The 24,305-nt window shown below is 42.7% G+C and carries 18 protein-coding genes and 1 pseudogene; 6 read left to right on the top strand and 13 right to left on the bottom strand.

The window, feature by feature from the left end; translation table 11 throughout:
* Positions 1-78: 78 nt before the first annotated feature.
* The 3 genes from PAENI_RS25610 to PAENI_RS25600 all read left to right on the top strand — a co-directional run bounded on the left by PAENI_RS25610 (position 79) and on the right by PAENI_RS25600 (position 3,226).
* The gene (locus PAENI_RS25610) at positions 79-672 is read left to right on the top strand and encodes an endonuclease domain-containing protein (RefSeq protein ID WP_262495737.1); all 594 of its coding nucleotides are present in this window, start codon (positions 79-81) and stop codon (positions 670-672) included.
* A gap of 454 nt (positions 673-1,126) precedes the next feature.
* A complete protein-coding gene (locus tag PAENI_RS25605; protein ID WP_188114688.1) occupies positions 1,127-1,984 on the top strand; it encodes an AraC family transcriptional regulator in 858 nt (285 codons plus the stop codon).
* Between the two features lie 135 nt (positions 1,985-2,119).
* Entirely contained in the window at positions 2,120-3,226 is a 1,107-nt protein-coding gene (locus tag PAENI_RS25600) for a glycoside hydrolase family 88 protein (protein ID WP_149647176.1), read from the top strand.
* Between the two features lie 102 nt (positions 3,227-3,328).
* Here PAENI_RS25600 and PAENI_RS32000 read toward each other — a convergent pair whose 3' ends face one another.
* The 8 genes and pseudogenes from PAENI_RS32000 to PAENI_RS25565 all read right to left on the bottom strand — a co-directional run bounded on the left by PAENI_RS32000 (position 3,329) and on the right by PAENI_RS25565 (position 12,047).
* Positions 3,329-4,390 carry a glycoside hydrolase family 76 protein gene (locus PAENI_RS32000; protein WP_188114687.1) on the bottom strand — a complete coding sequence of 354 codons (1,062 nt, stop codon included), beginning with the start codon at positions 4,388-4,390 and terminating at the stop codon, positions 3,329-3,331.
* Positions 4,391-4,402: 12 nt separating this feature from the next.
* Positions 4,403-5,458: a glycoside hydrolase family 76 protein gene (locus tag PAENI_RS31995; RefSeq protein WP_188114686.1), complete on the bottom strand. Its 1,056-nt coding sequence runs from the start codon at positions 5,456-5,458 to the stop codon at positions 4,403-4,405.
* A gap of 33 nt (positions 5,459-5,491) precedes the next feature.
* Positions 5,492-6,379, bottom strand: coding sequence for a carbohydrate ABC transporter permease (locus tag PAENI_RS25590; protein ID WP_076118832.1), 888 nt, complete (start codon positions 6,377-6,379; stop codon positions 5,492-5,494).
* A 33-nt stretch (positions 6,380-6,412) separates the two neighbouring features.
* Entirely contained in the window at positions 6,413-7,300 is an 888-nt protein-coding gene (locus PAENI_RS25585; RefSeq protein ID WP_149647175.1) for a carbohydrate ABC transporter permease, read from the bottom strand.
* Between the two features lie 65 nt (positions 7,301-7,365).
* Positions 7,366-8,670, bottom strand: coding sequence for an ABC transporter substrate-binding protein (locus PAENI_RS25580; protein WP_149647174.1), 1,305 nt, complete (start codon positions 8,668-8,670; stop codon positions 7,366-7,368).
* Positions 8,671-8,712: 42 nt separating this feature from the next.
* Entirely contained in the window at positions 8,713-9,978 is a 1,266-nt protein-coding gene (locus PAENI_RS25575) for a glycoside hydrolase family 125 protein (RefSeq protein WP_149647173.1), read from the bottom strand.
* Positions 9,979-10,212: 234 nt separating this feature from the next.
* Positions 10,213-11,397, bottom strand: a complete 1,185-nt coding sequence (locus tag PAENI_RS25570; protein WP_149647172.1) for a GntR family transcriptional regulator — start codon at positions 11,395-11,397, stop codon at positions 10,213-10,215.
* A 226-nt stretch (positions 11,398-11,623) separates the two neighbouring features.
* A pseudogene (locus PAENI_RS25565) lies at positions 11,624-12,047 on the bottom strand (VOC family protein).
* A gap of 299 nt (positions 12,048-12,346) precedes the next feature.
* Here PAENI_RS25565 and PAENI_RS25560 point away from each other — a divergent pair.
* Entirely contained in the window at positions 12,347-14,041 is a 1,695-nt protein-coding gene (locus tag PAENI_RS25560) for a M3 family oligoendopeptidase (protein ID WP_149647171.1), read from the top strand.
* 96 nt (positions 14,042-14,137) lie between these two features.
* On the opposite strand, the gene PAENI_RS25555 is transcribed toward PAENI_RS25560, so the two are convergent.
* The gene (locus PAENI_RS25555; protein ID WP_149647170.1) at positions 14,138-16,891 is read right to left on the bottom strand and encodes a glycoside hydrolase family 2 protein; all 2,754 of its coding nucleotides are present in this window, start codon (positions 16,889-16,891) and stop codon (positions 14,138-14,140) included.
* Positions 16,892-17,036: 145 nt separating this feature from the next.
* Here PAENI_RS25555 and PAENI_RS25550 point away from each other — a divergent pair, with 145 nt between their 5' ends.
* Complete coding sequence (locus PAENI_RS25550; protein ID WP_149647169.1) at positions 17,037-17,975, top strand: ArsR/SmtB family transcription factor; 939 nt, start codon at positions 17,037-17,039, stop codon at positions 17,973-17,975.
* An 85-nt stretch (positions 17,976-18,060) separates the two neighbouring features.
* Here the strand turns inward: PAENI_RS25550 and PAENI_RS25545 are convergent, their stop codons facing one another.
* Genes PAENI_RS25545 through PAENI_RS25535 form a run of 3 tightly spaced genes read right to left on the bottom strand, consistent with a single transcriptional unit; the run spans position 18,061 to position 19,352 of the window.
* Positions 18,061-18,438 (bottom strand): iron chaperone, encoded by a 378-nt coding sequence (locus PAENI_RS25545; RefSeq protein WP_149647168.1) that lies wholly within the window; start codon positions 18,436-18,438, stop codon positions 18,061-18,063.
* A 31-nt stretch (positions 18,439-18,469) separates the two neighbouring features.
* Positions 18,470-18,832: a DUF4180 domain-containing protein gene (locus PAENI_RS25540; RefSeq protein WP_149647167.1), complete on the bottom strand. Its 363-nt coding sequence runs from the start codon at positions 18,830-18,832 to the stop codon at positions 18,470-18,472.
* Position 18,833: 1 nt separating this feature from the next.
* Complete coding sequence (locus tag PAENI_RS25535) at positions 18,834-19,352, bottom strand: ankyrin repeat domain-containing protein (RefSeq protein WP_149647166.1); 519 nt, start codon at positions 19,350-19,352, stop codon at positions 18,834-18,836.
* A gap of 222 nt (positions 19,353-19,574) precedes the next feature.
* On the opposite strand from PAENI_RS25535, the gene PAENI_RS25530 reads away from it, so the two are divergent.
* On the top strand, positions 19,575-20,060 hold the full coding sequence (locus tag PAENI_RS25530) for a DUF2975 domain-containing protein (RefSeq protein WP_149647165.1): 486 nt from the start codon (positions 19,575-19,577) through the stop codon (positions 20,058-20,060).
* A 112-nt stretch (positions 20,061-20,172) separates the two neighbouring features.
* Here the strand turns inward: PAENI_RS25530 and PAENI_RS25525 are convergent, their stop codons facing one another.
* On the bottom strand, positions 20,173-24,270 hold the full coding sequence (locus PAENI_RS25525; RefSeq protein ID WP_223178999.1) for an S-layer homology domain-containing protein: 4,098 nt from the start codon (positions 24,268-24,270) through the stop codon (positions 20,173-20,175).
* Positions 24,271-24,305: the final 35 nt, after the last annotated feature.

Here is a 24,305-nt window from a genome sequence, read left to right as displayed (position 1 = left end):
CGGGACGTTCTTTTGTTGATTAAGGGGGAATGAATTCAATACCATTTACAAAAAAGATCAGGGGAACGCAAAGGTCGCTTGGAACGTGGACATCGGGAAGCGGAGAAGCTATTTTGCCGCAACGTTTGGTGGTCTCTTCGATTGAATTTTGACGATCTACATCCAGAATTCGAAGTGCTCGATTGGCGGGGTCAATCCTATTTCTGTGACTTTGCATACATCACTCGGTATGTGAAGCTAGTCATCGAAATCAAAGGTTTTGGTCCACATGTTCGAGATATGGATAGAAATAAATACTGTAATGAATTGAACAGAGAAACCTTCTTATCTGCAATGGGATTTCAAGTTATTTCATTTGCATACGACGACGTCGCTAGTCGTCCCGAGATTTGCATGACACTGTTGCGAATGCTGCTTAGCCGATATCAGTCAGAATCTTCTCCAGTTAGTCTGGAGAGTGTGGCGGAACGGGAAATCATCCGACTTGCCTATACGCTTGCTCGCCCATTACGCCCAATTGATGTAGAGATTCATTTAAATATCAATCATCGATCAGCCGTTCGAATGCTGCATTCCCTCTGCACCAAAGGGGCGCTCTCACCTGTAACCGGACCAGAAGGCAAATATGTTGTAAAGTATGAACTCCAGCCCAACGCGATGAACCGCTTGTAGAAATCCTGCAATTTTACATCTTTTAAGTCCTTTATTCATCCACGGAGGAGTTTTCCTGCATAAATACAGTTTTTCACTAATTTTAAGATAACCAAGGTTAATTTAGAGTCATATTCCTGTATATTTGCAGCAATATCCTTAACCAACACCTAATTAACTGATAAAAACTGCACTTTTGCAGTTTTTAAGTCGAGTTCAGCTTTAAGATTTTGAATTCTGGATTCTGGGCTTCTGTTTATGTAATCTAACATGGCGACCTGTCTCCCGATAGAATCCTAGGATCAAGTTTCCGTTCGAGCTTATGCATGACCTGTTAACGTGGCCATAAGGTATTAAAGTAATCCTGAACTTAGATAAGACTCCTACTCAATTCATTTTATTGTATCGCTTTCATAACCCTTAAAGTTATAATGGAATTAAAAAAATGTTTGTATTTTGTCATCTTGGAGGGCCTATGAAGCAGCTATTCGAACCCGTTGTTTTTGAAGACCATAAGACCTTAGTTTGGGATTACAAAATATATACAGACGACTATTACAAAGGTTATTATCACTGGCATCAATGCTGTGAAATCATGTTCGTGCATGGCGGTCAGGGAAATGTTGTTGTCAATCAGCAGATGTACGATATCCGCAGGGGGATGTTATTCTTTTTCCAGCCCTATCAGCTGCACCGGATCTATTCTGAGGTCTCTCCCGCTTGTCCTTTTGAAAGATCCATCTTCTATATTGATCCACATGTTGCGGAGAACCTGCTAGTGGGCTTTTCGAAAAGAAAAGCTTTATTCACAACACTTTGGCGAGGGGAAATTACACATTGCGCCATTGATCTTGAAGATCGTGTTGAGATTGTGGAGTGGACTCTGGAGCAATATGATCACAATAAAAAAAGCATTCCAAGCGAAAATACCGAAGACATTTCGATGTTAATCCTTCAATTATTGAGCAGTATCAAGACTGGAGATCAGCAGATATTCCAATCAGGAGAACGGCGGACCTTGCGCTATTCTGAAAAAATCATGAGCTTTATCGAAGAGCATTATCATGAGGAGGTTAATCTGGATCAGCTGGCTGAGGAAATTCATTTGTCCAAATCCTATATCTCTAGAATCTTTCATCAAGAGACCGGTGGACGGCTCGTGGATTATTTAACAGCCCGGAGAATCAAACAAGCCTGCCGCTTGTTAGGAACGACAGACCTGCCTGTGGAGCAAATCGGAATCATTGTCGGTTTCCCGAACGCCTCCTATTTCAATCAATTGTTCAAAAAAGTCCTCGGAACAACGCCATTAAAATATAGAAAGAATAATTAACGCCAACATTTTCACCATCCTCCAACCCTACATCATGACAATATTCAAACATTTCATTGTATCAACACAAAACTTTTCAGCCGCTAGGAAAGCTATACTCATAATATCTTAACCACCACACTGGAGGCAGTAATTATGACATCATCCTATTGGCAAGAGCTTATGTGCAGACTCGACACAAAAGTAGAACAGATGGTAGAGCAGATTGGTGACAAATGCCCACATTTTGCAGGGAAAGATGGAAAATTTGATGATATTGGTTCAGACTGGTGGACCACAGGCTTCTGGCCTGGGCTCCTCTGGATCATGCATGATATGACCGGAAAAGACTTATACAAGGAAGCCGCTTGGCATTGGGACGGAACCTTGGAGGAATGGTTTATCAAACCAACGGTTGAGATGCATCACGATGTAGGATTTCAATTCCTTCCGACGGCTGTAATCAAACATACGATTACGAGTGACGAAGATGCCCTGCGTAGGGGGATTGAAGCGGCGAATTTTCTCGCTGCCCGCTATAATCCTGTAGGCAAATTCATCCGCGCATGGAATGAAGATAAATATGGCTGGGTAATTATCGACTGCATGTTGAATATCTCTCTACTGTTCTGGGCCAGCAAAGTAACTGGTGATCCACGGTATAAGCATATTGCTATTAGCCATGCAGAGACGACGATGCAATATGGTATTCGCGTGGATGGATCAACCAAACATATTCTATCTTTCGATGCGGAGACCGGGGCATATATTGAGAATTTTGGCGGTCAAGGTTATTCAGCTGAATCCTCATGGAGCCGTGGAACGGCTTGGGGGCTGTACGGCTTCATCAATACCTATCGCCACAGTGGAGATGAACGGTTCTTGAACACCGCTAAGCGGATTGCCCATTATTTCATCTCGGCTTTACCTGAGGATCAAGTTCCTTATTGGGATTTCCGTCTAGCGGATGACGAACGGATGTTCAAAGATAGCTCTGCGGCATCTATCGCCGCTTCAGGCTTGTTAGAGCTTGCAGCGATCGTACCTGTAGGCGAAAAAAGCCTCTACACTAATGCAGCGGAGCAAATTCTCCGCTCACTGACCGAAAATTACGCGACATGGGAGCAGCCAGAGCATGAAGCGATTTTATTGCATGGAACGGGCAGCGGCACTTCCTTTATCGATGTATCGCTGATCTATGGAGACTACTATTATATTGAAGCTGTCGCTAAATTGAATGGTTGGAAACATCGGATTTTCTAACAGATAAACGATTAATTTAAAATAACAAAAAAGAAGCCTCTCTTTTTTAAATGGAAGACAATGCACCATTTAAAAAGAGAAGCTTCTTTATACGCCTTTAAGTTACTTCTCCATGAGTACGGCGGCCCCTTCCAGCAACATCAAGCCACTGAGTTGAATGCTCAGTTGAACCGGAAGCTCCGGTTTCAATTCCCACGATGGACTACAAAGACCCAACTGTTTATCCAGACCTTTTTCCCATAACTGCTGAGCATTGGCCATGATTACCTCACGAATCCTGCTAGCCTCAGGAACCTCTCCACAAAGTTGAACCAGATAACGAATCAGAATCCCTTTGAATAATCCAGTATCATCGATGCCTTCATCAGGCAACATCATATTCATCGGATCGCATAGACGATCAATACATGTATTAGCAGTTCGATTCGCATCTTCTAAGTAATGGACATCCCCCGTATTCTTATACAGCTCTAAGCCCGCACCTAGAAACACTCCCTGACAATAAGTAAATTCCCAATCGAAATCGATCTGGCCATCCCCGAGTCTGTTCATTCCATCCCACACAAAACCAGTCGCAGGATCCACTAAATATGTTTTGTTCCATTCATAGATACGGAGTGCCCACTCCAGATCCTCCTGCTTTTGAAAAAGTTCATATAACCTAGCTGCTAGAATGACGGCTGGTGCATTGGCAGGTGTGTTTTTATAATCGAGCTGATCCTTCTTCCAGGCCAAACCGCCTCCAAAATGTTCATTCCAAGCTGATTTTATATCCTCCCATAGATCTAGCACAGCGTCTAAGTAGGCTTCATATCCAGTTGCCCGATAAGCTCGTAGCAGCGCCAATGCCGTCCATTCCATATCATCATAGTAATTATGCCTGAAAGTCCCACCGTTATAAGCTTGGAGATGTTCACTCAATTCCTTGATTCTCAGTGAATATGCAGGATCTCCGCTACGCTCGTAGCCATCCACTAGAATATCAATGACATGAGCCTGCCACCAGTAATAAAAATTCTCACCTGCAACGTTATACTCTCTGGGATACCATTGATTCATGATCCCCGTCTCCGCATTATAATAATTACGTTCTAGACATTGTTGGAACCACTCCGACCTTTCCTGCCAGTTAAGCGCTTTTAGGACTTCTTTTGCTTGTGTCATTAAAAGTTCACCTCAAATCTGATCCTTAGTTAATTCAGCCATCTTCTCCAATAACTTCATTGCACTAAGCTGGGAGCTGAGCTGAATTACACCAGTAGATGACAAAGTCCAATCTGTGCCAAACAAAGCTTCGTCTTCTGACTTTCCTTGCTCCCAGAGAGATTCAGCATTCCTACGCAGAAAATCGACAGCTTCAACAGCTGCGACATCAGCTTTGACCCATTCTGCCGTATACCGAATCAGGATTCCTTTGAACAATCCAGCATCTCCATTTCCTTCGTCTGGAAGTACACCGCCCTTAGCCTCAGCAAGCTCATGAGCAGCCGCGGAAAAAGTTAATCGAGCATCCTCCAAATAGGATGAGTCCTTAGTGATACGATAGAGTTCTACAGCTGCGCCAATATAGATGCCTTGGTTATAGGAGTATCTCCAATCCTTATCGATCTGGCCATTGCCCGTGCGATTCATGCCATCCCATACAAAACCCGTCGTCGGGTCTACCAGATGCTCTTTTTGCCATCTATAAATTTTTAGCGCCCATTCTAGATTCTCAGCTTCACCGAAGGCTTGATACAAACGAGCCGCCAGTATAGCTGCTGGTGCATTGGCAGGTGTATTTTTATAATCCAACTGTGACTTCTGCCAAGCGATCCCACCACCCATATGCACGTTCCAGCCTGTCTGAATGTCTTCCCATAAAAGAAGGGCTGTATCTTTATAAACTCCCTCTCCTGTTGCTTGATAGGCACGGAGCCACGCGAGAGCCATCCATTCCATATCATCATACAACTCGTTGGGCCACACTCCCCCATTTCGTCGCAAAAGACCTTCATGAAGCGCGGAAAGCCGTTCGGCATACCATTCCTCTCTAGTTCGCTGTAATCCATCTACCAATACATCCACAGCATGAGCCATCCACCAATAATGAAAAATGGTATTACATTCACCGTTTGGACAAGGTGTTTCTATATTGTACATTTTGATCGCGTCATTCCAGAATAATGAATCCAGCGCAGCTTGTGCTTGATTCGCCCGTTCCTCCCAAATCCCGATCTCCAATTGGTTCATATAAACTCTCTCCCTGATTCGATTTTTATAGAATTAACCTTTTATGCCACTGAATGCAATCCCCTGCACAAAATAACGCTGAAGTGCCAGAAAGAGCACCAATATCGGCAGAATCGCAACAAGCGCACCAGCCATCATTGGACCGTAATCCGTTTGGAAATTATAGGAGAAGGCTTGAAGTCCCATCTGGATCGTTGCTTTATCCGGGTCATTCAGTACAATCATGGGCCATAGAAAGCTGTTCCAGCCCGCTTGAAAAGTAAAGATGCTTAAAGTCGCCAGCGCTGGTTTGGTCAGCGGCAAATAAATACGCCAAAATATCTTAAACTCTCCACAACCTTCGATCCGGGCCATTTCCATCATGTCACTAGGTAGGGTAAGAAAGAATTGCCGCATAAAGAACACAGCAAAAGTTCCTGAAGCTCCCGGAAGAATAATTCCCCAGAAGGAGTTCATCAACCCGTTCCCCCCACTGCCAAAAATATCGTTACCTCCGAAAAATGGAATATGACGCATGACATAAACTGTAGGGATCATCGTCACAATGCCCGGTATCATCATCGCCGCTAGCAACACGCGGAATATTGGCTTATTGAGCTTAAAATTCAACTTTGCGAATGCGTAGCCACTGATCGAACCAAAAAACAGATTCGCCAGTACTCCCGCTACAGCAAGCACAAGTGAATTCCAGAAAAAGAGGGCAAATGGAACCGTTGTAAACGCCTTACGATAGTGCTCTAAGGTCAAATGTGAAGGAAACCATCGAATGGGCATGGCGAATATCTCTTCGTCAGGCTTCAAAGATGTAAGAACACTCCAATAGAAAGGTAGAAACATTACGATTGCAATAACAATGCACACTATATAATAAATAGATTTACTTAAGCTTCTTTTTAATAACGAACTTCCGCTAGTATCCATACCTCTATCCCCTTTCTGCATGACAAGCCCGACTTATACAATGGACTCCTCCGCCTTTGTGATCCGCATGTTTATAAGTGAGAATATGAGAATCGCCACAGCAAGCACAAAAGCTTGTGCAGACGCATACCCCATTTGTAATTGATTAAAGCCCTGTTGATAGATCAGATAAACCGGAGTTTTCGTCATATTCGCTGGACCACCCTGCGTCAGCACAAAAGCTTGGTCGAACAACTGTAACGCACCAATGATTGCCATCGTGCTGACTAGAAAGGTCGTAGGACGTAGTTGCGGCCAAGTAATATACCGGAAACAATCCAGTTTATTGGCACCGTCCAGCCTTGCGGATTCATACAAATAGTCAGGCACACCTTGCAGACCTGCCAAGTAGATAATCATATTAGAACCTACCGACTGCCAGAGGGTAAGCATAATAATGGACAACATCGCCGTTCGGGTCTCGGATAACCAAGCTGGACCTGTAATCCCAACATAGGACAACAATCCGTTAACCAAACCAAATTCAGGATGCAAAAGCCAGATCCAAACGGTAGCAGCAGCAACGGCGGATGTAAGAGTTGGCAGATAATTCAGAGTACGGAACAGCTTCACCCCACGCCAGCTTCGACTAAGTAGAATCGCGAGGAGCAGCGAAATCAGGATATTTAGCGGAACGAAAATGATCGAATAAAAAAATACATTTCGGAATGTTTTCCATAACAAACTGTCTTCTATCAAACGGCGATAGTTATCAAAACCGATCCAATCATTTCTACTAAGTACATCGTAATTGGTAAAGCTTAAATACAGCGCCATTACCACGGGGATGACCGTGAATATTGTAAACAACAATATCGTGGGTGTAATAAACAAATAAGCCGTCCGCGCCTGATGTTTCTCTAGCTTTCTGATGGAAGCCATTTCAGCTACCCCCTCCTAAGCAAAAGGGAGGCAAGACCTCCCCCTTACTTCAAATGTCTTACTTATTACTTCGCTACCTCATTATCCTTAAGCATTTTGTCGCCTTCTTCTTGTGATTTCTTCAAGGTTTCGTCAATACTCAGCTTGTTCTGCTGGTTTAGCTGCAAATTGGGTGCCAACGCGTCGGTTTCCATCACGGAATAACCAGGGTGGTTTGGACGAACCTTAGCGAACTCCAGTGTTTCTAGAAACGGCTGCCACTTGGGATCATCTTTGAAGAATGGATCTTCCATAGACGGCTTATAGCCAGGCAGATTCAGACTGGTCTTGGCCCAGAGCAATGCGTTATCCTTGTTCGCTGTCCACCATTTAATGAACTCCCACGCCTCTTCCTTATGTTTGGAGCCTTCTGGAATCACCAGACCAAATCCGCCCATAACACTGCCTTTATCCCCGTTTGGTCCAGCTGGAGGGGGAACGATTCCATAATCTAGATCTTTACCATATTTGTTATAAGTGCTGAGCATCCACGGACCGGAATACAACATAGCAACCTTGCCTGTGACAAAAGCATCTTGCCCTTCCCCAAGTCCAAGCTCAAACCCCACTTTATACACCTTATCTTTGTTCATCAGGCGATCCCAGAACTCTAGCACCTGTTTGCCTTTATCATTATTAAAATTGGTCTTTCCATCCTCCGTAAGCATGGTACCGCCAGCCTGTTGAAGATACATATTAAAAAGCCCCAAATCCCCCATTGAAAAACCTGCAATTTCCAATTTATTGCCGTTCCATTTGGTGAGCTTCGTAGCAGCCGCCTCTAGCTCATCCCATGTTGTTGGAGGCTGAAGTCCTGCATCTGCGAGCAGCTTCTTATTATAGAAAAGAGCACGAGCATCTACGGTAAGCGGCAGCCCATATAATTTGTCATCGTATGAAAGCTCACGAAGCGATTCACTGTAGAAGTCATCTTTGGAAATACCGTCACGCGTTAAGTATTCGTCAACCGGATGCAGGACGTTTTTTGGAGCATACAATGAAGTTCTCCAGCGATCCCAAAACAGCACATCAGGAGTGCCGCCATTGGTTGCGGAAGTCAGGAACTTCGTGATCATATCCTGCTGCAGCACATACTTTACATGAATCTTATCCTGCGATTTATTAAAGGCATCAACCATGGTCTCAAATTGCTTCTGCCCCTCACCGCCCCAATCCCCCCAGAAGGTAAGCTCCGTCTTTTTCCCATCACTGCTTCCAGGTTTACTTGCAGTTCCGGACTCTTTACCGGTAGACCCATTACTGCCACCGCAGCCCGTAGCAAGTGAAGCTGTCATAACCAAAGCAAGTGTGGTAACCAGCCATTTTTTCATGTTCTCTATCCCCTTTAGAGTCGATTGAAAAACTTGTAGACATTAACCCCGCTTAACTTGTAACCCGCAGCGCATAAGCACCAGCTCGCAGAACATCATATTTGCCCATGAGAACCATGGACGTGTAAATTCGTCAGGATTATCCACATGAAACCCTTCATGCATAAATCCGGTGCCCGCATCCGTCTTCTCCAGCAGATTAAGCAAGGATTCCTGTTCCTCATTGCTGGTAGATGTCATTCCCTGGATCGCTAAAGCTATAGGCCAGATATAACGACTAGGCGTATGTGGACTTCCAACACCTGAAGCCTCCTTTCCAGCGAAGAAATAAGGATTATTGCTACTTAGAATAAGCTTTCGGGTATTTTGGTAGATAGGATCATCGGCACTCACATAAGACAAATAAGGGATTGAGAGCAGACTCGGCACATTTGCATCATCCATCAAATTCACCTGTCCACGGCCATCTACTTCATATGCATAGACTGTCCCAAACTCTGGGTGGTCTACGATTCCATACTGGCGTATCCCCTCATTAATCTGTTCAGAAAGTCTTCTAGCTTTCAATTCCAGTTCCTGATCCCTTAGGATCTCTCGGGCAATTTCACACACATACTCTAAAACAACCACAGCGAACATATTTGCAGGAACCAAATACCCGTAGTCACAGGCATCATCGCTAGGACGAAATCCAGACCAAGTCATTCCTGTATATGCTGTCAACGTTCCTTTGCCTTCACGCGCTAATGTATCCGTAGGTGGACAGTTCATCCTTTGAAAAAGATAATTGGAATCGCTCTCATGTTTCTGTTCAGTAGTCCATAATGCAATAATTTTTTCTACACCCTTAACAAATAAATCATTAAACTGACTAGTTCGGCCCGAATTCTTCCAGAGCAGATAACCCAGTTGGATCGGATAGCATAATGAATCAATCTCATATTTTCTTTCCCATACTCCTGGGCTCATCTCTGTAAGATCCTCCTGATGGCCATTTCCATTAACTTCTTCATTGAAAGCATTCGCATAAGGGTCAAGCTGGATGCAGGCGAATTGTCTTTGTACAAGTCCCTCAATCATGTCCGCAATTTCTTCATCCTCGGAGGCAAGGATCAGAAAGGGTCTAACCTGAGCGGCCGAGTCCCGCAGCCACATCGCTGGAATATCTCCGGTAATGACAAAAGTGGTGCCATTCGCCATTCTTTTTAAGGTTGTATTCCAGGTGTTAGCCATACATTTCTCGAACATTTCGGCTAATTTTGGACGATCACTCAGCTGCGCTTTTACATTAGATGCCAGTTTCTTCATCGACTCAGGGATTTCTCTGGTTGCTTTCAGTTATAATACCCCCTTTTTCTTTTTCCTTTGAAGCGCTTTCACAAATTAGTATATTGTCATGTGGTTAGTATGTCAATATGTTTATTTATTGATAATGATATATCAATACTTCAATAATGATAAACATCAATCTAAAACAAACAAAAAAACCCATCCAAAGAGATAGGTTTTTATAACAACTAATTTATGGATAATCGCATAAAATTAATTAGAATTAGATGGTTTAGCAGAACCCGTAGATTCACCAGAAATCAACTCAGCTTCCAGCATTATCTTATTCGATACAGTCTGGCCGTTCATAATTTGCAGGACATTCTCAATTGCCAGTCGCCCCATTTCTTCTTCATTCTGCCGCAAATGAGTGAACGCATAACCCGATCCGAGTGGAGTTGGTGGACTATCAAAGCAAATGATCGAAATATCCTCTGGAATCCGCAGCCCAAGTCGTTCAACCGCAGTTCTAGCCAGCAGGGCAATATTATATTCCACGGCAAAAAGCGCCGTTATTGTTGGATTCTCTTGTAAATGAGAAACTAGCCGTGAGATATCGTGTTCAATATTCTCATCATTAAAGGAATTTGGTAATGTTGAGGTTAAATCACTAACCCACAACCCCTTATCTACAGCTATCCCCCGCTCCGCATGTGCTTGTATAAACCCCTCCACCCGCTCCTCAAGAGCGGTCGTATCCGCTGGAGGTGGAGAGAGGAAAGAGATATGAGTATGCCCGAGATCAAATAAGTACTCCGTCCCTTTAAGTGCAGCCTTTATGTTATCCGTGCCGATCGAAGCAGCCGCTACTCCTTTCAGATGGCGATCTACCAGAACTAATGGGAAACGCCCGATCACCAATTTTAGAATCTCAGCATTAAAAAATTCACCTTGAGCCGGAAAAACAATCAGACCATCTACACCCAAGCTAAGCAACTTCTGAATAGACTGTTCTTCGTTCTCTGGTACGCCAAATGTTCTTCGTAGAACGAGGAAGCAATCATTATCACGGGAAGCCTGTTCCATCCCATAAATCAAGCCTGTTCCATAACTGTTGCCAAAGTCGGTAATAATCAGACCAATCGTCTTTTCCTCATGGTTAAAAGCATTAAAAATAGTCCCGTCAGAGGTCGTCTCAGGAGACATAACTGAATCTATGTAGTCAACTGCCGGATCAGCCACAAACGAACCTCTTCCCGGTTTTCTCACAATCAAATGCTCGGCGGCTAGCATTTCCAGAGCTTTTTTACTCGTAATCCGACTTACATTATAGGTTTCGGCCAGTTCTTTTTCTGAAGGAACTCGCTCCCCTTGTCCATAGGATTTATTTACAATAAGCTGCTTCACTTCATCAAATATTTTTTCATACATCGGTTTGGATGACGTTGTCTCATTCATAACTTTCGTTATCTCCTGACTCTAATTTTTTCATCTTTATACATAATAATATATCATGATATATTAAGTTTGTCGACATTTGTACTGAAGCAGTTGAAAAAAGAGGGAGGAAGGGTTCAGAGGGTAAAGCGAAAAAATTCTAAGATTCGTATAGAAACAGAGATAAACCGTATTCTAAGAATACGGTTTAAGAGAGGCTACGTAACAAAGCTCTGAATAGACTCCTTTAATTCTCGAGCTCCCAGTCTGGATTCCATGCGACTTCCCACAAATGCCCATCGGGGTCCATAAAGTGACCGGAATACCCTCCCCAAAAGGTATCATGTAAAGGGTCAACGATCTTCGCACCAGCCTTTTGAGCTAGCTCCATAACCTGATCTGCTTCCTTTTTTACTTCCTACATTGTGGCCAATCGTTATTTCTGTTGAACTGGCTGGGGATAATGGAACCTTTGCCTCATAGGCCATATCTTTCCGATTCCAAAGTGCCAGCTTCAAGCCTGCCTGCAAATCAAAAAAGGCAACCGCTCCATGTTCAAATTCTTTGCCAATGATCCCTTCGGTCGTGAATCCTAATCCATCCCTGTAAAAAACCAAAGCTCTCTCCAAATCATCCACGCCTAGTGTTATTACTGTAATTCGGGGTTTCATCTATATCGAGCCTCCTATTTTCGCTTCGTTAAATTGTACGAGTGCGCTCATTAATTGTGTTCAGTACTTCTTCCCAATGCATCTTCATCTGCTCTCGCATAACTGGATGGACCATTTTCTCTTGATAAGATCTACTATATTCATAGATAATATCAAACCACATTCCGCTTAACAAGTTTTTACACTTTTGTACATTTGTTCTTTTTTCGACCATAAAAAGCTTACACAGGTCTATCGTAAATGGCTGTTCAGATTATATAATAGAGACTATCTGGTATAGAAAGGAAGTTGATTTTTTTATGAAATTTGATGATTACCGCTATGAGCGACCGGATGTAGAGAAATTCAAGCAAGACTTTAACACCCTGCTGAAAGATCTCAACGACACATCACCACTAGAGGTGCAAAAAGCTTCCGTTACTGCCATTAACAAGCTTCGCAATGAGTTTGACACGATGCAGACATTGGTTAGCGTTCGTCATTCTATCAACACGACAGATGAATTTTACAAAGCCGAACAAGAATTCATGGACGAAATCGGGCCTGTCGTTCAGGAATACATAACTGACTACTACAAAGCACTCGTACATTCCAAATATAGAGCCGAGTTTGAAAAGGAATGGGGTGCGCAGTTACTCCAGCTTGCTGAAGTATCGCTGCGGACGTTTAGTCCGGAAATCATTGAAGATTTACAATTAGAGAACAAACTATCAACTGAATACTCCCAGCTTATCGCATCTGCCAAGATTCTTTTCGAAGGTGAAGAGCGTACACTGCCTCAACTCGCACCTTTCGAATTGTCTACAGACCGTGATATGCGTAAAAGTGCTTCTGAAGCTCGTTTTGGTTTTATGTCCGAACACGAGACTGAATTTGACCGCATTTATGACGAGCTCGTAAAGGTCCGTGACCGCATAGCTAAAAAGCTTGGGTACAGTAACTTTGTTCAGCTAGGTTATGACCGTATGATGCGTACCGACTATAATGCTGAAATGGTTGCTAATTTCCGCAAACAAGTTCTTGAATATATCGTACCTGTCTCCCAGCAGTTAAAGAAACGTCAGACTGAACGACTGGGTCTAGATGAATTGAAATATTACGACGAGAACTTTAGCTTTAAGACCGGGAACGCTACCCCTAAAGGGGATCCAGACTGGATTGTAGCTAACGGTAAGAAGATGTACAAAGAACTCTCCCCTGAAACGGATGAATTTTTCACCTTCATGCTGGACAATAATCTGGTGGATTTAGTAAGCAAAAAAGGAAAACAAGGCGGCGGATATTGCACCTATTTCAGCCAATACCAAGCCCCTTTTATTTTCTCGAATTTCAACGGAACCTCTGGGGATATTGATGTCTTAACTCACGAAGTGGGTCATGCGTTCCAGGTTTATGAAAGCCGCAATATTAATGTGCCAGAATATGCTTTTCCAACCTATGAAGCATGTGAGATACATTCCATGAGTATGGAATTTTTCGCTTGGCCTTGGATGAACTTGTTCTTTGAAGAAGATGCAGATAAATACCGCTTTAATCACTTATCTGATAGCCTTCAGTTTATTCCTTACGGGGTATCTGTCGATGAATTCCAACATTTTGTTTATAGCAACCCTGAAGCAACTCCTGCTGAACGCAAGCAAGCTTGGAGAGACATCGAGAAGAAATACTTACCACATCGTAATTATGAAGGTAACACTTATCTGGAACAAGGGGGCTTCTGGCATAAACAAGGCCACATCTTTGCATCACCGTTCTACTACATTGACTACACACTAGCACAGCTATGTGCCTTCCAATTCTGGAAACGTTCGAACGAAGATTTCAAATCTGCTTGGAGCGATTATTTGGAGCTATGCCAAACTGGTGGAAGCAAGTCTTTTATTAAACTGGTTGAACTAGCGGGTCTGACTTCACCATTTGAAGATGGCTGCATTAGCTCCGTTATTGGGGATATTGAAGGTTGGCTGAACAGCATTAATGATAAAGAGCTTTAATCCATTCTCTGGTAAGCTCAACACAAAAAAAGCAATCCTTGCCTTATGGCTTGGATTGCTTTTTAAAATTGAATGATCCAACTTCACCCATGTATGTTATCGATAACGAATCAATAAATCTATAGGGTAACGACCCGCATTGCGACCATATAAGGCTAAGCCTCCACCCTCTGCTTGAAGCTCCAAACGGAAAGTACGATTGCGATCTAGTTTAGCTGATAACTGCCCCGGTACACTTACTTTACACAGATAGCCGTAAGAGCCCGCCTCATCCAACTTATTCGCTAATGGCTGATAATGCCAAGATAATACACCTCGGCTGTCGGCCGGATCATCTGGCAAATAGAAGGAGCCAATCCGTTGACCTTCTATCAGAACATTCACACGTGAAGGATGACGTTCTTCGTCGGTCATATAATACGTATTCGGATTATACTCCACCCTAGCATCTGCACCATGCATGAGATCAAGTCCCATTTCATTTTGCTTTGCGCCTTCAACATTTCGAGCCAATACTCGCTTTGCGCTGGCTTCGAACATGATTTCGATCTCGCCAATCATCTTTTTCTCCATACCATCTGGAAGAGTTACATCATATGCATAACGGCCTTGCCCAGCTCCATTGATTTTTGCGCATTGAATAGCTTCCCATTGTTGTTCAAAGTTGTGTTCTTTATACGCACCAACAGGGATACTAATACAATCTCCATCCCCTTCAAACCTTACACCCTGATTACCGCTTCTTACATCAAACGTAATGAAGTTGCGAGTGATTACCTCTCCCTTATTATTTATCAAAGAAACTGCTAGCACTGCAACTGCATCCTGATCGGGCATAATGATAAATAGTGGTGGTAAATCTGCTACTCCATATCCGTCCCACTTCACTGACATATGCTCACTTTGTGTAACAACTCGTGTTCCCAAATTGTCGTACCAAAGTTCCCACTTCACCTGTAAATGCTGTCCATGATATTTATCTGAGAAGCTGGAACGAAGAAGCGGAACTTTAACTTCATCCTTTGCGTTTACTGTCTGGCATGGCGGTGCATCGATCACGATGAAGTCCGGAGAATGCAGATCAGAAATCGTCATCCCTGGAACAAAGGCATCATAACCAAAATCTTTATCGCTACCGTCTAACCGATAATAACCATTGAACTCGTTCGTAACATCGCGAAATTCGGTAAATACGAAACCACATAGCTTATCATGCCGCCGGAATTCATTCATCATATAGCGGTAATGCCATGCTAAATCACTATCCCCTGCCCCGCCTTCGATACCCCATACGTTTCCACATTCACTGTTCATCAGCGGGGCATCAGATTGTACATTACCTCCGATACAGTTAAAGTCTGAACCTGGGAAAGTTTTGTCTACAACCTCATTCAAATGAGCTCTAAGCTGATCATAACCATTAATGTAGAAATGCCAAGTATTGATATCAGATTCCACATGATCATAGTTACAAGGTGAGTTATCTTCAACGATTCTAGATGGATCTAGTCGTTTTGCCCAACGATATTTTTCCCGAACCCATTCCTGTGTTTCTTTGAGATAACTAGTCTGCTGCTGTAAATCACTCGTCAGACTAGTGTCCTGAGCATTCGTCTTCAAACCCCATGTCTCGTTAAACATTACCCAAGAGAAAATCGATGGATGATTATAGTCTCGTTCAATAATCTCAAGTGCTTCACAATCATACGCAGTACGTGCTTTTTCATCGGGATTTCCCCAAAAGCAAGGCATGTCTTCCATCACCAAAATACCCAGTTTATCCGCCCAATATAGTTTGCGTGGTTCTTCTGGCTTGATATGAATACGCACAAAGTTCAATCCCAATCGTTTCATCAAATAGATTTCATCCCGCATGTCATCATCAGTCGGATAAGTGAAATAGCCCATTTTGTGATAAGACTGGTCAAGGGTACCATTTAAATAAATCGGCTTACCATTAAGAGTAATCCAGCGATAACCACGCTCATCAAAGCGAACAGTTTGGATTTCTCGAATTCCGAAATAGGTGCTGACTGTGTCTGTGCCAAAAGATCCGCTAAGTTGTAGTTCGCCTTCATACAAATACGGTGTATCTGGACTCCACAATTTTGGATCTGTTATATGGAAAGAGAGCTTAAATTCATTCTCCCCTGCGATAAGATCTATTTTCTCAGTATGCAATATAGAATTCTCTGCGAACTGCAGCGTGAAATCTGCCGAACCAGTTTCTTGTGCAATGATTCTTGTAGTTACGTTCACTTGCCCATCAATAGTGGTCACAAACTTAGCATCTTTCATATAAGTCTGAGGGCGAGATTCTAGCCATACGGGCTGCCAGATTCCGCGAATTTCTCCATAACCCTGTTTGCCACGCGTTTGGTAATCATGATCGAAGTCCTCTACTCTAACGACAATTGTATTGTCTAAATCTTCAACCCAGTACTGAGTAACTTCGAACTCAAATGAACCATATCCACCTTGGTGTGAACCAACATGCACTCCGTTAATCCAAACGTCACATGAATAATCTACTGCCCCGAATCGCAAAAATAGTCGTGTCTGTGAGTCGGTAGTCTGCCATTTCAAAGTCCGCCGATACCATCCTATCCCTTTATGATCACTACCAATACCTGATAATGGACTTACCCAAGAAAAAGGAACAGTAATCATCGAACTGTAAGCGATTTCGGAATTGGAATACCAATGTTCGCTAATTCCTTCATTGCTCGGATCAAAGCTAAATGACCATTCCCCATTCAAATTCATCCATTCGTTGCGCTGCCAATGTGGATGCGGATGTTCGGGACGAGGAATCGGAAGACTCTCAACATTCAGTACAGAAGTTGTCATGATATGAGCACAGCCTTTCAAAATAAGAAGTTGAGCTCATTTTAGCACCAGTATATAAAATACGCAATGTATATTATAATTTTACAATATAGAATCTTCAGTGTACAATATCCTCAACCTATCCTAACGAAAAGGAATACAACCAATGAATGATATTTCGCAAGAAACGATACGGTACCCCGCATCACGCATCTTAGATGTTGCTAAAGCACTTTCTGGAGATGTCAGAGTCCGCATTCTTGAAGCCCTTGGTGACAAGCCCATGAGTGTCAGTCAATTGGCCGAGACACTTGGCGTAGCTCAACCAACAATTTCAATCAATGTACAGACCCTTGAGCAAGTTAACTTAATCTCATCTACACAGGGTGCAAATCGCGAGAAAATATGTGCGATCACCTGCCGATCCATCCATCTCGATCTTCCTTCGAAGCTAGGCGATGGTCTGCATCAAACGGAAGAAATACATATGCCCATCGGGATGTTCTCCCACTGTTCTATTCAACCCTCTTGTGGTATGGCTGGAAAAGACGGCGGAGTCATCGGTTCTCAGGATGATCCACGGGTATTCTACATGCCGGAACGAGTTGATGCATCTCTCTTATGGTTCGCTGACTCTGGCTATGTCGAATACTATTTTGCCAATCCACTACCCCCTGGTGTCGAGCTTGATGAGATTCGGATTTCGGCTGAGGTTTGTTCTGAAGCACCTGCATTTCGGGAAGATTGGGCAAGTGACATCACATTAACTATAAACGACCTACATGTCGGTACTTGGACTTGTCCATCAGATTTCGGTAACCGGAAAGGAAAGTTAACACCCGAACGATGGAAGGGTGGTACAGAATATGGAATGCTGACAGAGTGGAGTATCTCAGAACAGGGTAGCAAAATAAATGGAATTGCTTCTTCCCCTACTACAATTAGCTCACTGAAGCTGGCATTTAATGAGCCCATTCGAGTACGATTTGAGATTCGCGAGGATGCCCTCAATAGACGAGGACTTAATCTATTCGGAAGTGGTTTCGGAGACTACTCACAGGATATTATCCTGTCGTTTGTGCGTCGTTCAGTATCGGGTACATGATAACACGTAAGAATTGCACACCTGAAACCAGAGTAGATCGAAAGCTTCAGATGTGCCAGTGGACAATGTTTTCTTTACACACCAATTACTTACGCTTATCTTCAGCTTTTTTGATATTCTCAGCCACTCTAAATTTCACGATCTTACTAATTAATTCATAGGGCATCGGCTGATTAAGAGGGAATTGAATGGATCCTTTTGCTCCTTTATAGACTGATAATTCTTCTTTGAAAGCGTCAATACCATTAGGCGTTGGATAAAATCCAATATGGTTTTTGAAAGCCGCAAAATGCACCAGATTTCCGTGCTGTGTAAAAGTAGGCATCTGATAGCTAATCTTTTCAATCGCATCAGGTGCCGTTTCTTTTATTACTTTTCTTATTGTACTAAGGATTTCCTGAATCTCAGATGGAAACTTGGAAATATAGTCATCGATCGATTCATACGTGATTTTAGCGTCCATGGTAAGTCCCCTCTCTGTTTCAAGTTCACATTTAACTTTGATGAAGTGCTGCCAATGCCTCGTCTTCTGTACTCTTGAACAATATTTTATTCCCCTGATTACATTCGTAAATAAAATCATTCAGACTTTTACTATTATAGCCAGTAAATTCTCCCACAATAGCAACTCGCATCTGATAGTTTGTATACTTTTGAAGAATCTCTCCGGCAAGGCCCGTCTTTAACTCAAAAAAATCATCTGTGATTTGCTCTTTACTTAGAATCATTTTATCGCATTCTTGATATCTCACGTTTGCCATTAGATCGAGTGCATCATTTACATTATTAATTACAATACCTTCGCTGGAAATCAAAGCTACTGTTGAATTGTCTTTACGGTTTAATGTGATTTGCATTCTAAATTGCTCCTTTTTCAATAAGAAATTCTTTTACGTTGTGGTTTCCTTGTTGGATAGCTATAGCTAATACTGATTCACCACCTTCAATTTTAGCATGGATGTCAGCTCCGTGTTCGATTAACAAGCGTATCAGCTCCACATTATCCGAATGAAAAGCTGCAGAATGCAAGGCAGTGTGCCCATCGCTATCAAAAATATGTGTCTGAGCACCCTTGTTCAATAGCAGTTGGATAACACCCATATTCCGCTCCCCAGCAATTGCAGCATGAAGTGCAGTATTAGAAGGAATGAAATTAATCTTGGAATGGGATACTGCATCAACCTCAGCACCATGCTCTATCAATACCTGCACCGCTGCTTCTTTACCGAAATGTGCTGCATATCCCAAAGGTGTAAGACCCTCGTTATTTTCCGTATTTGCAAGAGCCGGATGGAATTCTAAGATTTCTGTTAGCCGTGCAGCATCGCCATGTTGTGCCGACTGAAAAACTTCATTAATACTTTGCCGTAGTTCCATTAGATTTCGCCTCTTTTCAATTGATGAAAAAATGATTTAACTTATTTTTTCTGGATAATTAAGCCATTCTCCTGCTAACAAGAAGAAACGATGTTGTCGTCTTTTAAAGACGATAACCATTTCTCGTAAAAATAACAAACACAAAAAACAATACAAATTTATTGTAAATCAATAAATTAAATGCTAAAATCATGAAGTTATTATATAAGTGAGGTGTTTTAAATGAATGTTAAACGAGGTTCAACCATTTTCTTAAAAGTAATTATTTTTCTGGTTGGAATTGCAGTGCTTGCTTTGTGTATCTGGTTACCTGAGATAGCGGTAAGAGATGCAAGAGTACATCCAGATACGGCTTACTTCCTGATTCCCTTTTTAGTATGTGCTTACGGATTCTGTATTGCGTTTTCTGTTGCGCTGTACCAAGCATATAAACTATTAAACAACATCGAAAAGAACAATGCTTTCTCTGAATTATCCCTTAACTCTTTGAAGATCATAAAGAAATGTGCTTTTACAGTCATTTTCCTCATTTTGTTAGGAATAGTAAGCTTAAGGGTGCTTGCTAAAGTTACAGTTAGTGATGATGCAGCGGGTCCTACATCATTATGTCTAATGGGTCTTTTAGCAACAAGTATCATCGCAGCCATTGTGGACGCACTTCAAAAGCCATTAAAAAACGCCCCTAACATAAAGCCAAAAAATTTATGATTAACAGTCAAATATCAACATTAGAATTTAATATAGCCAAAAGAAAAGAGTATTCATTCGAAGGTTATCGAATGAATACTCTTTCTTTTCAATGTATATTATGAGCCAATTTTTAAATTAAATCAGACTTTTGAAGAAGCCGCTTAACTATCGCTGCAACCTCAGCTCTGGTCATATCATCCTTTGGAGCAAGACCATCACTGCTTCTTCCCATAATAACCCCTGCCTGCAAGCAGTAAATTATTCCGCTTAACGCCCAGTTGGATACAACGTTAGCATCATTATATGGGGTTAACAATCCGTCAATGGATTGACCAGAAAGTTTAGCCTTTAGCGCTGTAATTTTCATTGCCTTAGCAATAATCAACATCGCTTGTTCACGGGTAATTTGGTCATCAGGGCGGAACATGCCATCTTCAAAACCATTGATTAATTGATATGCATATGCAGTATTGATCGCACTGTTATACCAATCCGTAGTTTTAACATCCGAAAATGGTGTTGCTGTTTGACTCAATCCTAGTCCGAGACCGCGAACGACAATTGCCGCAAACTCTGCGCGGGTAATCGCTTGATCAGGTGTAAATTGACCATTGCCAGTCCCTTCGATAACTAAACGGGAACCCATATCATTCACTGCATCTTTTGCCCAGTGATTAGCAACATCACTGAATTCAAGCGGATGCCAGATTACAGAGTAAGTGCCGCCACTAAGGCTGTTGATTGTAGCAAAATATTTGCCTTCAATGACTATCACTTTAGTAGGTACATGATGCACTGAGCCATCAGGATCAATATACACACCGGTTGTAATCTTATTCGGGTCCATCCCATCCGGAATAGCAATCGTACGTTTCACATACGTATTGAATTGAGAAAGTTCAATACTCTTATCTCCGTACATGCCTCTAGCCGTAAAGTTTACTGGTGCGCCGACTAATGAAAATGATCCGTTTTGTGCAGCAGCTCCTAATGCCTTAACTTGATCGGCAGTTGGTGCGCTGATTTCAATCTGTATTTTAATATCTTGTAAAGCTACAGACTTGCCAATCTGCGCGGATAAGGCCTCAATATCAATCTGCCCAGAAGGCAGTGTAAATGTCGCATTTCCCGTTCTGATTTCAAGTATTGCTTGATTTCCCTGCATATTTTTAACCATTTGTCCGTTTAGTTCGCCAACGATAACATCAGATTTACTAGTGGCAGTGATAGAAACCACAGCACCTATACCTTCAGCGGCGAGCTTGTCTTCCAGCTTCTTCTGGTCTAAAGCAATGGTGGTTACCGTTTGATCATTCCGTTTACCATTCGTCGCAGTTCCCACGGTTTCCGCTTTACCATTGATTAAAATGGAAGCATCATTTGCCACAGGTGCCGGCGTTGCTGATGGAGTTGGTTGAGAAGAAACATCAACACTGGATGGAGCGCTCGGGATGACTGTATTGGATTCAGCAGATGATTCGCTAAAGCCAGCCTTATTGATGGCCTGTACCGTGAAGGTGTAGCTTGTACCATTCGTCAGACCACTGATTGTAAGCGGACTTCCATTACCCGTAACCGTCAGCCCTCCCGGATGAGCCGTTACAATATATCCTGTGATTTCACTTCCACCATCGTTTACCGGCGGTGTAAAGGTGATGATCGCTTGACCATTTTCTGCAGTTGCAGTTACGGATGTTGGAATACCCGGTGCTGTAATTGGCTTAGCAGGAGCCTTCACAGTAACGGTTGTTGAAGCTTTATAACTTCCATCTTTCGTTGTAACCGTAATGATGGCTGTTCCCTCACCAACTGGAGTTACTTCTCCATTCACAACCTTGGCTACAGTCTCATCGCTGGAGCTCCAGATCAGGTCTGGATCTGTTGCATTTGCAGGCTCTATTGTCGCTTTTAGTATTCCCACAGTTTCACCAGCTGTTAAATCGAGCGTCTCCTGATCTAGCCTCACCCCAGTTACATTCACAACTGGTGGAATTGGTTTACTTACATGTACTGTTGTTGAAGCAGTAAAACTTCCATCTTTAGTCGTAACCGTAATGGTGGCTGTTCCAACACCAACCGGGGTTACTACTCCGTAAACAACCTTAGCTACTGTTTCATCACTGGAGCTCCAGATTACCCCCTTATTGGTTGCATCGGCAGGTGCGACTGTCGCTTGTAGCGTTTTATCACCTTCTCCAACTGTTAAATCAAGTGTTGGCTGGTCTAAGGTTACTCCGGTTACTATAACAATTGGTGGCTTAGGTGCTGCCACATTCACAGTTGTTGAAGCCTTAAAACTTCTATCCTTAGTCGTTACAGTAATAATTGCTATACCCTCACCAACTGGTGTAACCACTCCATCCACGACTGTTGCAACAGTTTCATCGCTGGAGCTCCAGATCACATCAGTATCTGTCGCATTTGCAGGTTCTATTGTCGCCTTTAGTAAGGCATCTGCTTCACCAGCAGTTAAGTCGAGCGTCTCCTGATCAAGCTTCACTCCGGTTACGTTCACAATCGGAGCACTCACAGTTACGGTGGATGTCGCAGTATAACTTCCGTCTGTTGTTGTTGCTGTTATCGTTGCCGTTCCAACGCCAACTGGGGTGACTACTCCATTCACAACTGTCGCCACAGTTGCATCGCTGGAGCTCCAGATCACGGTTTTGTTCGTGGCATTAGCAGGTTCTATTACAGCATTTAGTGTATCTCCTGCTTCTCCCTCTGTTAAACTAAGTGATGTTTTATTCAAAGTCACTCCAGTTACGAGGACATCTCCCACATCGTTTACCTGCACATTGAAGGTGTATAAACTACTTATAGTGCCATCATTTACAGTAACAGTAATCACACTGTTTCCGTAGGCATTCTTCGCTGGTGTTATTTCTAACGTCCGCACATCCCCACTTCCACTTACTTTCAGTCCATTATTCGGAATTAGGGAAGTATTAGAAGATGTAGCTGATACATTTAGGTCATCCCCATCCACATCAATGACCTTAAAGGAGCGTGATACAGATTTATTTTTTTCCGTTGTAGTACTTCCCATGAAGCCTGTGTCCTGCTTCCAGCTAGCACCAGTGATTGAACCGTTCTTAGCTGAACCAGCCGGTGTATTGACAGCGATAATACCATCATTGCTATTCGAAAATTTATAGTTCAAAGCCAGATTAGGCTCTGATCCATTCAAATCGACGTTCATTTCGCGAACAATTTCGCTCTGGGTTTTAGCTTTACTCCAAAACCTTACGTCTCTCATCCCACCGCTGTAATCTCCGTCCTGTCTCCAGGTGCTTTTACCAAGCCAGTTGTTCGGACGTGCCATATTTCCAACTGTACTTAAATCCATAGCCCCTTCTGCCTTAAGAACACCATCCCAATAAATTCGTCCCTTTTTCTGACTGTGATCATAAACAATTGCGACATGAACCCATTTAGAAGTCGGGAAATCTTCAGTGACGTTAATCTCACCTTTATTGGTATACGCTATGAAGCTCATTTTTTTTCCGTTAAAACCCACAAAAATATTGTGGTTTGCCTCACCGATTGAAGATTCGAAGAATCTCATCCAGGTATTAAAACCATTGACTTTTAAATTACCTTCAATTGTAAAAGAATTCTTGTATAACAGTTGATCTGGGAACGTCACATAATCCCCATTGCCGTCAAAACTAAGATAGTCCCCACCATTCAGTTCTGTCAGATAAGGTGCATCGTTCACTGGATTTACAGTAATTGTAGCAGTGCCTAGATCTGGGTTGAATGCTGCAGAAACAGTGGTATTCGCATTTTTTTGATAATTTTGATAGCCGACTGCTGTTGTGTCCCATAGCTTAAAGTAAATGGAAGCTGTTCCGTTCCAGTCTTTAGCGGGGACAAAACGAATTTTCTCCGATTTCAGCAGCAGAAAAGCTTTAGTGTCAGACACTGGCTCGATATTATACCAAATATTTGCTTGCGTGTTGTAATATTGCCAGGCCCCATTGGTATTATCAAATGACACCACAGCAATTCCTGTTGAAGCTGGGTCAGTTACCTTACCCGACAAAAGACTAGACACAACAACGCCTGCGTTGGAAGAATCGTCTTCATTGATGGACGGTATCACAGCTGGGCTATTCACGATCCAACCAAAGTCCGATTTTGCACTCACTATTTGAGTGTGGATCGGCCCCACACCTTGCACCACAACTCCAGTGGCTAACGAAATACTAATGCCTATTTTCATAAATGATGGCTTCAAACTCTTTTTCCCCCTCTAGC

Source organism: Paenibacillus sp. B2(2019), from assembly GCF_008370385.1.
GTDB lineage: Bacteria > Bacillota > Bacilli > Paenibacillales > Paenibacillaceae > Paenibacillus_AQ.
The sequence above is the reverse complement of the archived record's forward strand: the minus strand, read 5'-3'. Positions and strand labels throughout refer to the sequence as shown.

Bases quoted from the DNA above. Each gene is read 5' to 3' on its own strand.
- PAENI_RS25605 (WP_188114688.1), top strand. From the start codon at position 1,127: ATGAAGCAGCTATTCGAACCCGTTGTTTTTGAAGACCATAAGACCTTA.
- PAENI_RS25600 (WP_149647176.1), top strand. From the start codon at position 2,120: ATGACATCATCCTATTGGCAAGAGCTTATGTGCAGACTCGACACAAAA.
- PAENI_RS32000 (WP_188114687.1), bottom strand. From the start codon at position 4,390: ATGACACAAGCAAAAGAAGTCCTAAAAGCGCTTAACTGGCAGGAAAGG.
- PAENI_RS31995 (WP_188114686.1), bottom strand. From the start codon at position 5,458: ATGAACCAATTGGAGATCGGGATTTGGGAGGAACGGGCGAATCAAGCA.
- PAENI_RS25590 (WP_076118832.1), bottom strand. From the start codon at position 6,379: ATGGATACTAGCGGAAGTTCGTTATTAAAAAGAAGCTTAAGTAAATCT.
- PAENI_RS25585 (WP_149647175.1), bottom strand. From the start codon at position 7,300: ATGGCTTCCATCAGAAAGCTAGAGAAACATCAGGCGCGGACGGCTTAT.
- PAENI_RS25580 (WP_149647174.1), bottom strand. From the start codon at position 8,670: ATGAAAAAATGGCTGGTTACCACACTTGCTTTGGTTATGACAGCTTCA.
- PAENI_RS25575 (WP_149647173.1), bottom strand. From the start codon at position 9,978: ATGAAGAAACTGGCATCTAATGTAAAAGCGCAGCTGAGTGATCGTCCA.
- PAENI_RS25570 (WP_149647172.1), bottom strand. From the start codon at position 11,397: ATGAATGAGACAACGTCATCCAAACCGATGTATGAAAAAATATTTGAT.
- PAENI_RS25560 (WP_149647171.1), top strand. From the start codon at position 12,347: ATGAAATTTGATGATTACCGCTATGAGCGACCGGATGTAGAGAAATTC.
- PAENI_RS25555 (WP_149647170.1), bottom strand. From the start codon at position 16,891: ATGACAACTTCTGTACTGAATGTTGAGAGTCTTCCGATTCCTCGTCCC.
- PAENI_RS25550 (WP_149647169.1), top strand. From the start codon at position 17,037: ATGAATGATATTTCGCAAGAAACGATACGGTACCCCGCATCACGCATC.
- PAENI_RS25545 (WP_149647168.1), bottom strand. From the start codon at position 18,438: ATGGACGCTAAAATCACGTATGAATCGATCGATGACTATATTTCCAAG.
- PAENI_RS25540 (WP_149647167.1), bottom strand. From the start codon at position 18,832: ATGCAAATCACATTAAACCGTAAAGACAATTCAACAGTAGCTTTGATT.
- PAENI_RS25535 (WP_149647166.1), bottom strand. From the start codon at position 19,352: ATGGAACTACGGCAAAGTATTAATGAAGTTTTTCAGTCGGCACAACAT.
- PAENI_RS25530 (WP_149647165.1), top strand. From the start codon at position 19,575: ATGAATGTTAAACGAGGTTCAACCATTTTCTTAAAAGTAATTATTTTT.
- PAENI_RS25525 (WP_223178999.1), bottom strand. From the start codon at position 24,270: ATGAAAATAGGCATTAGTATTTCGTTAGCCACTGGAGTTGTGGTGCAA.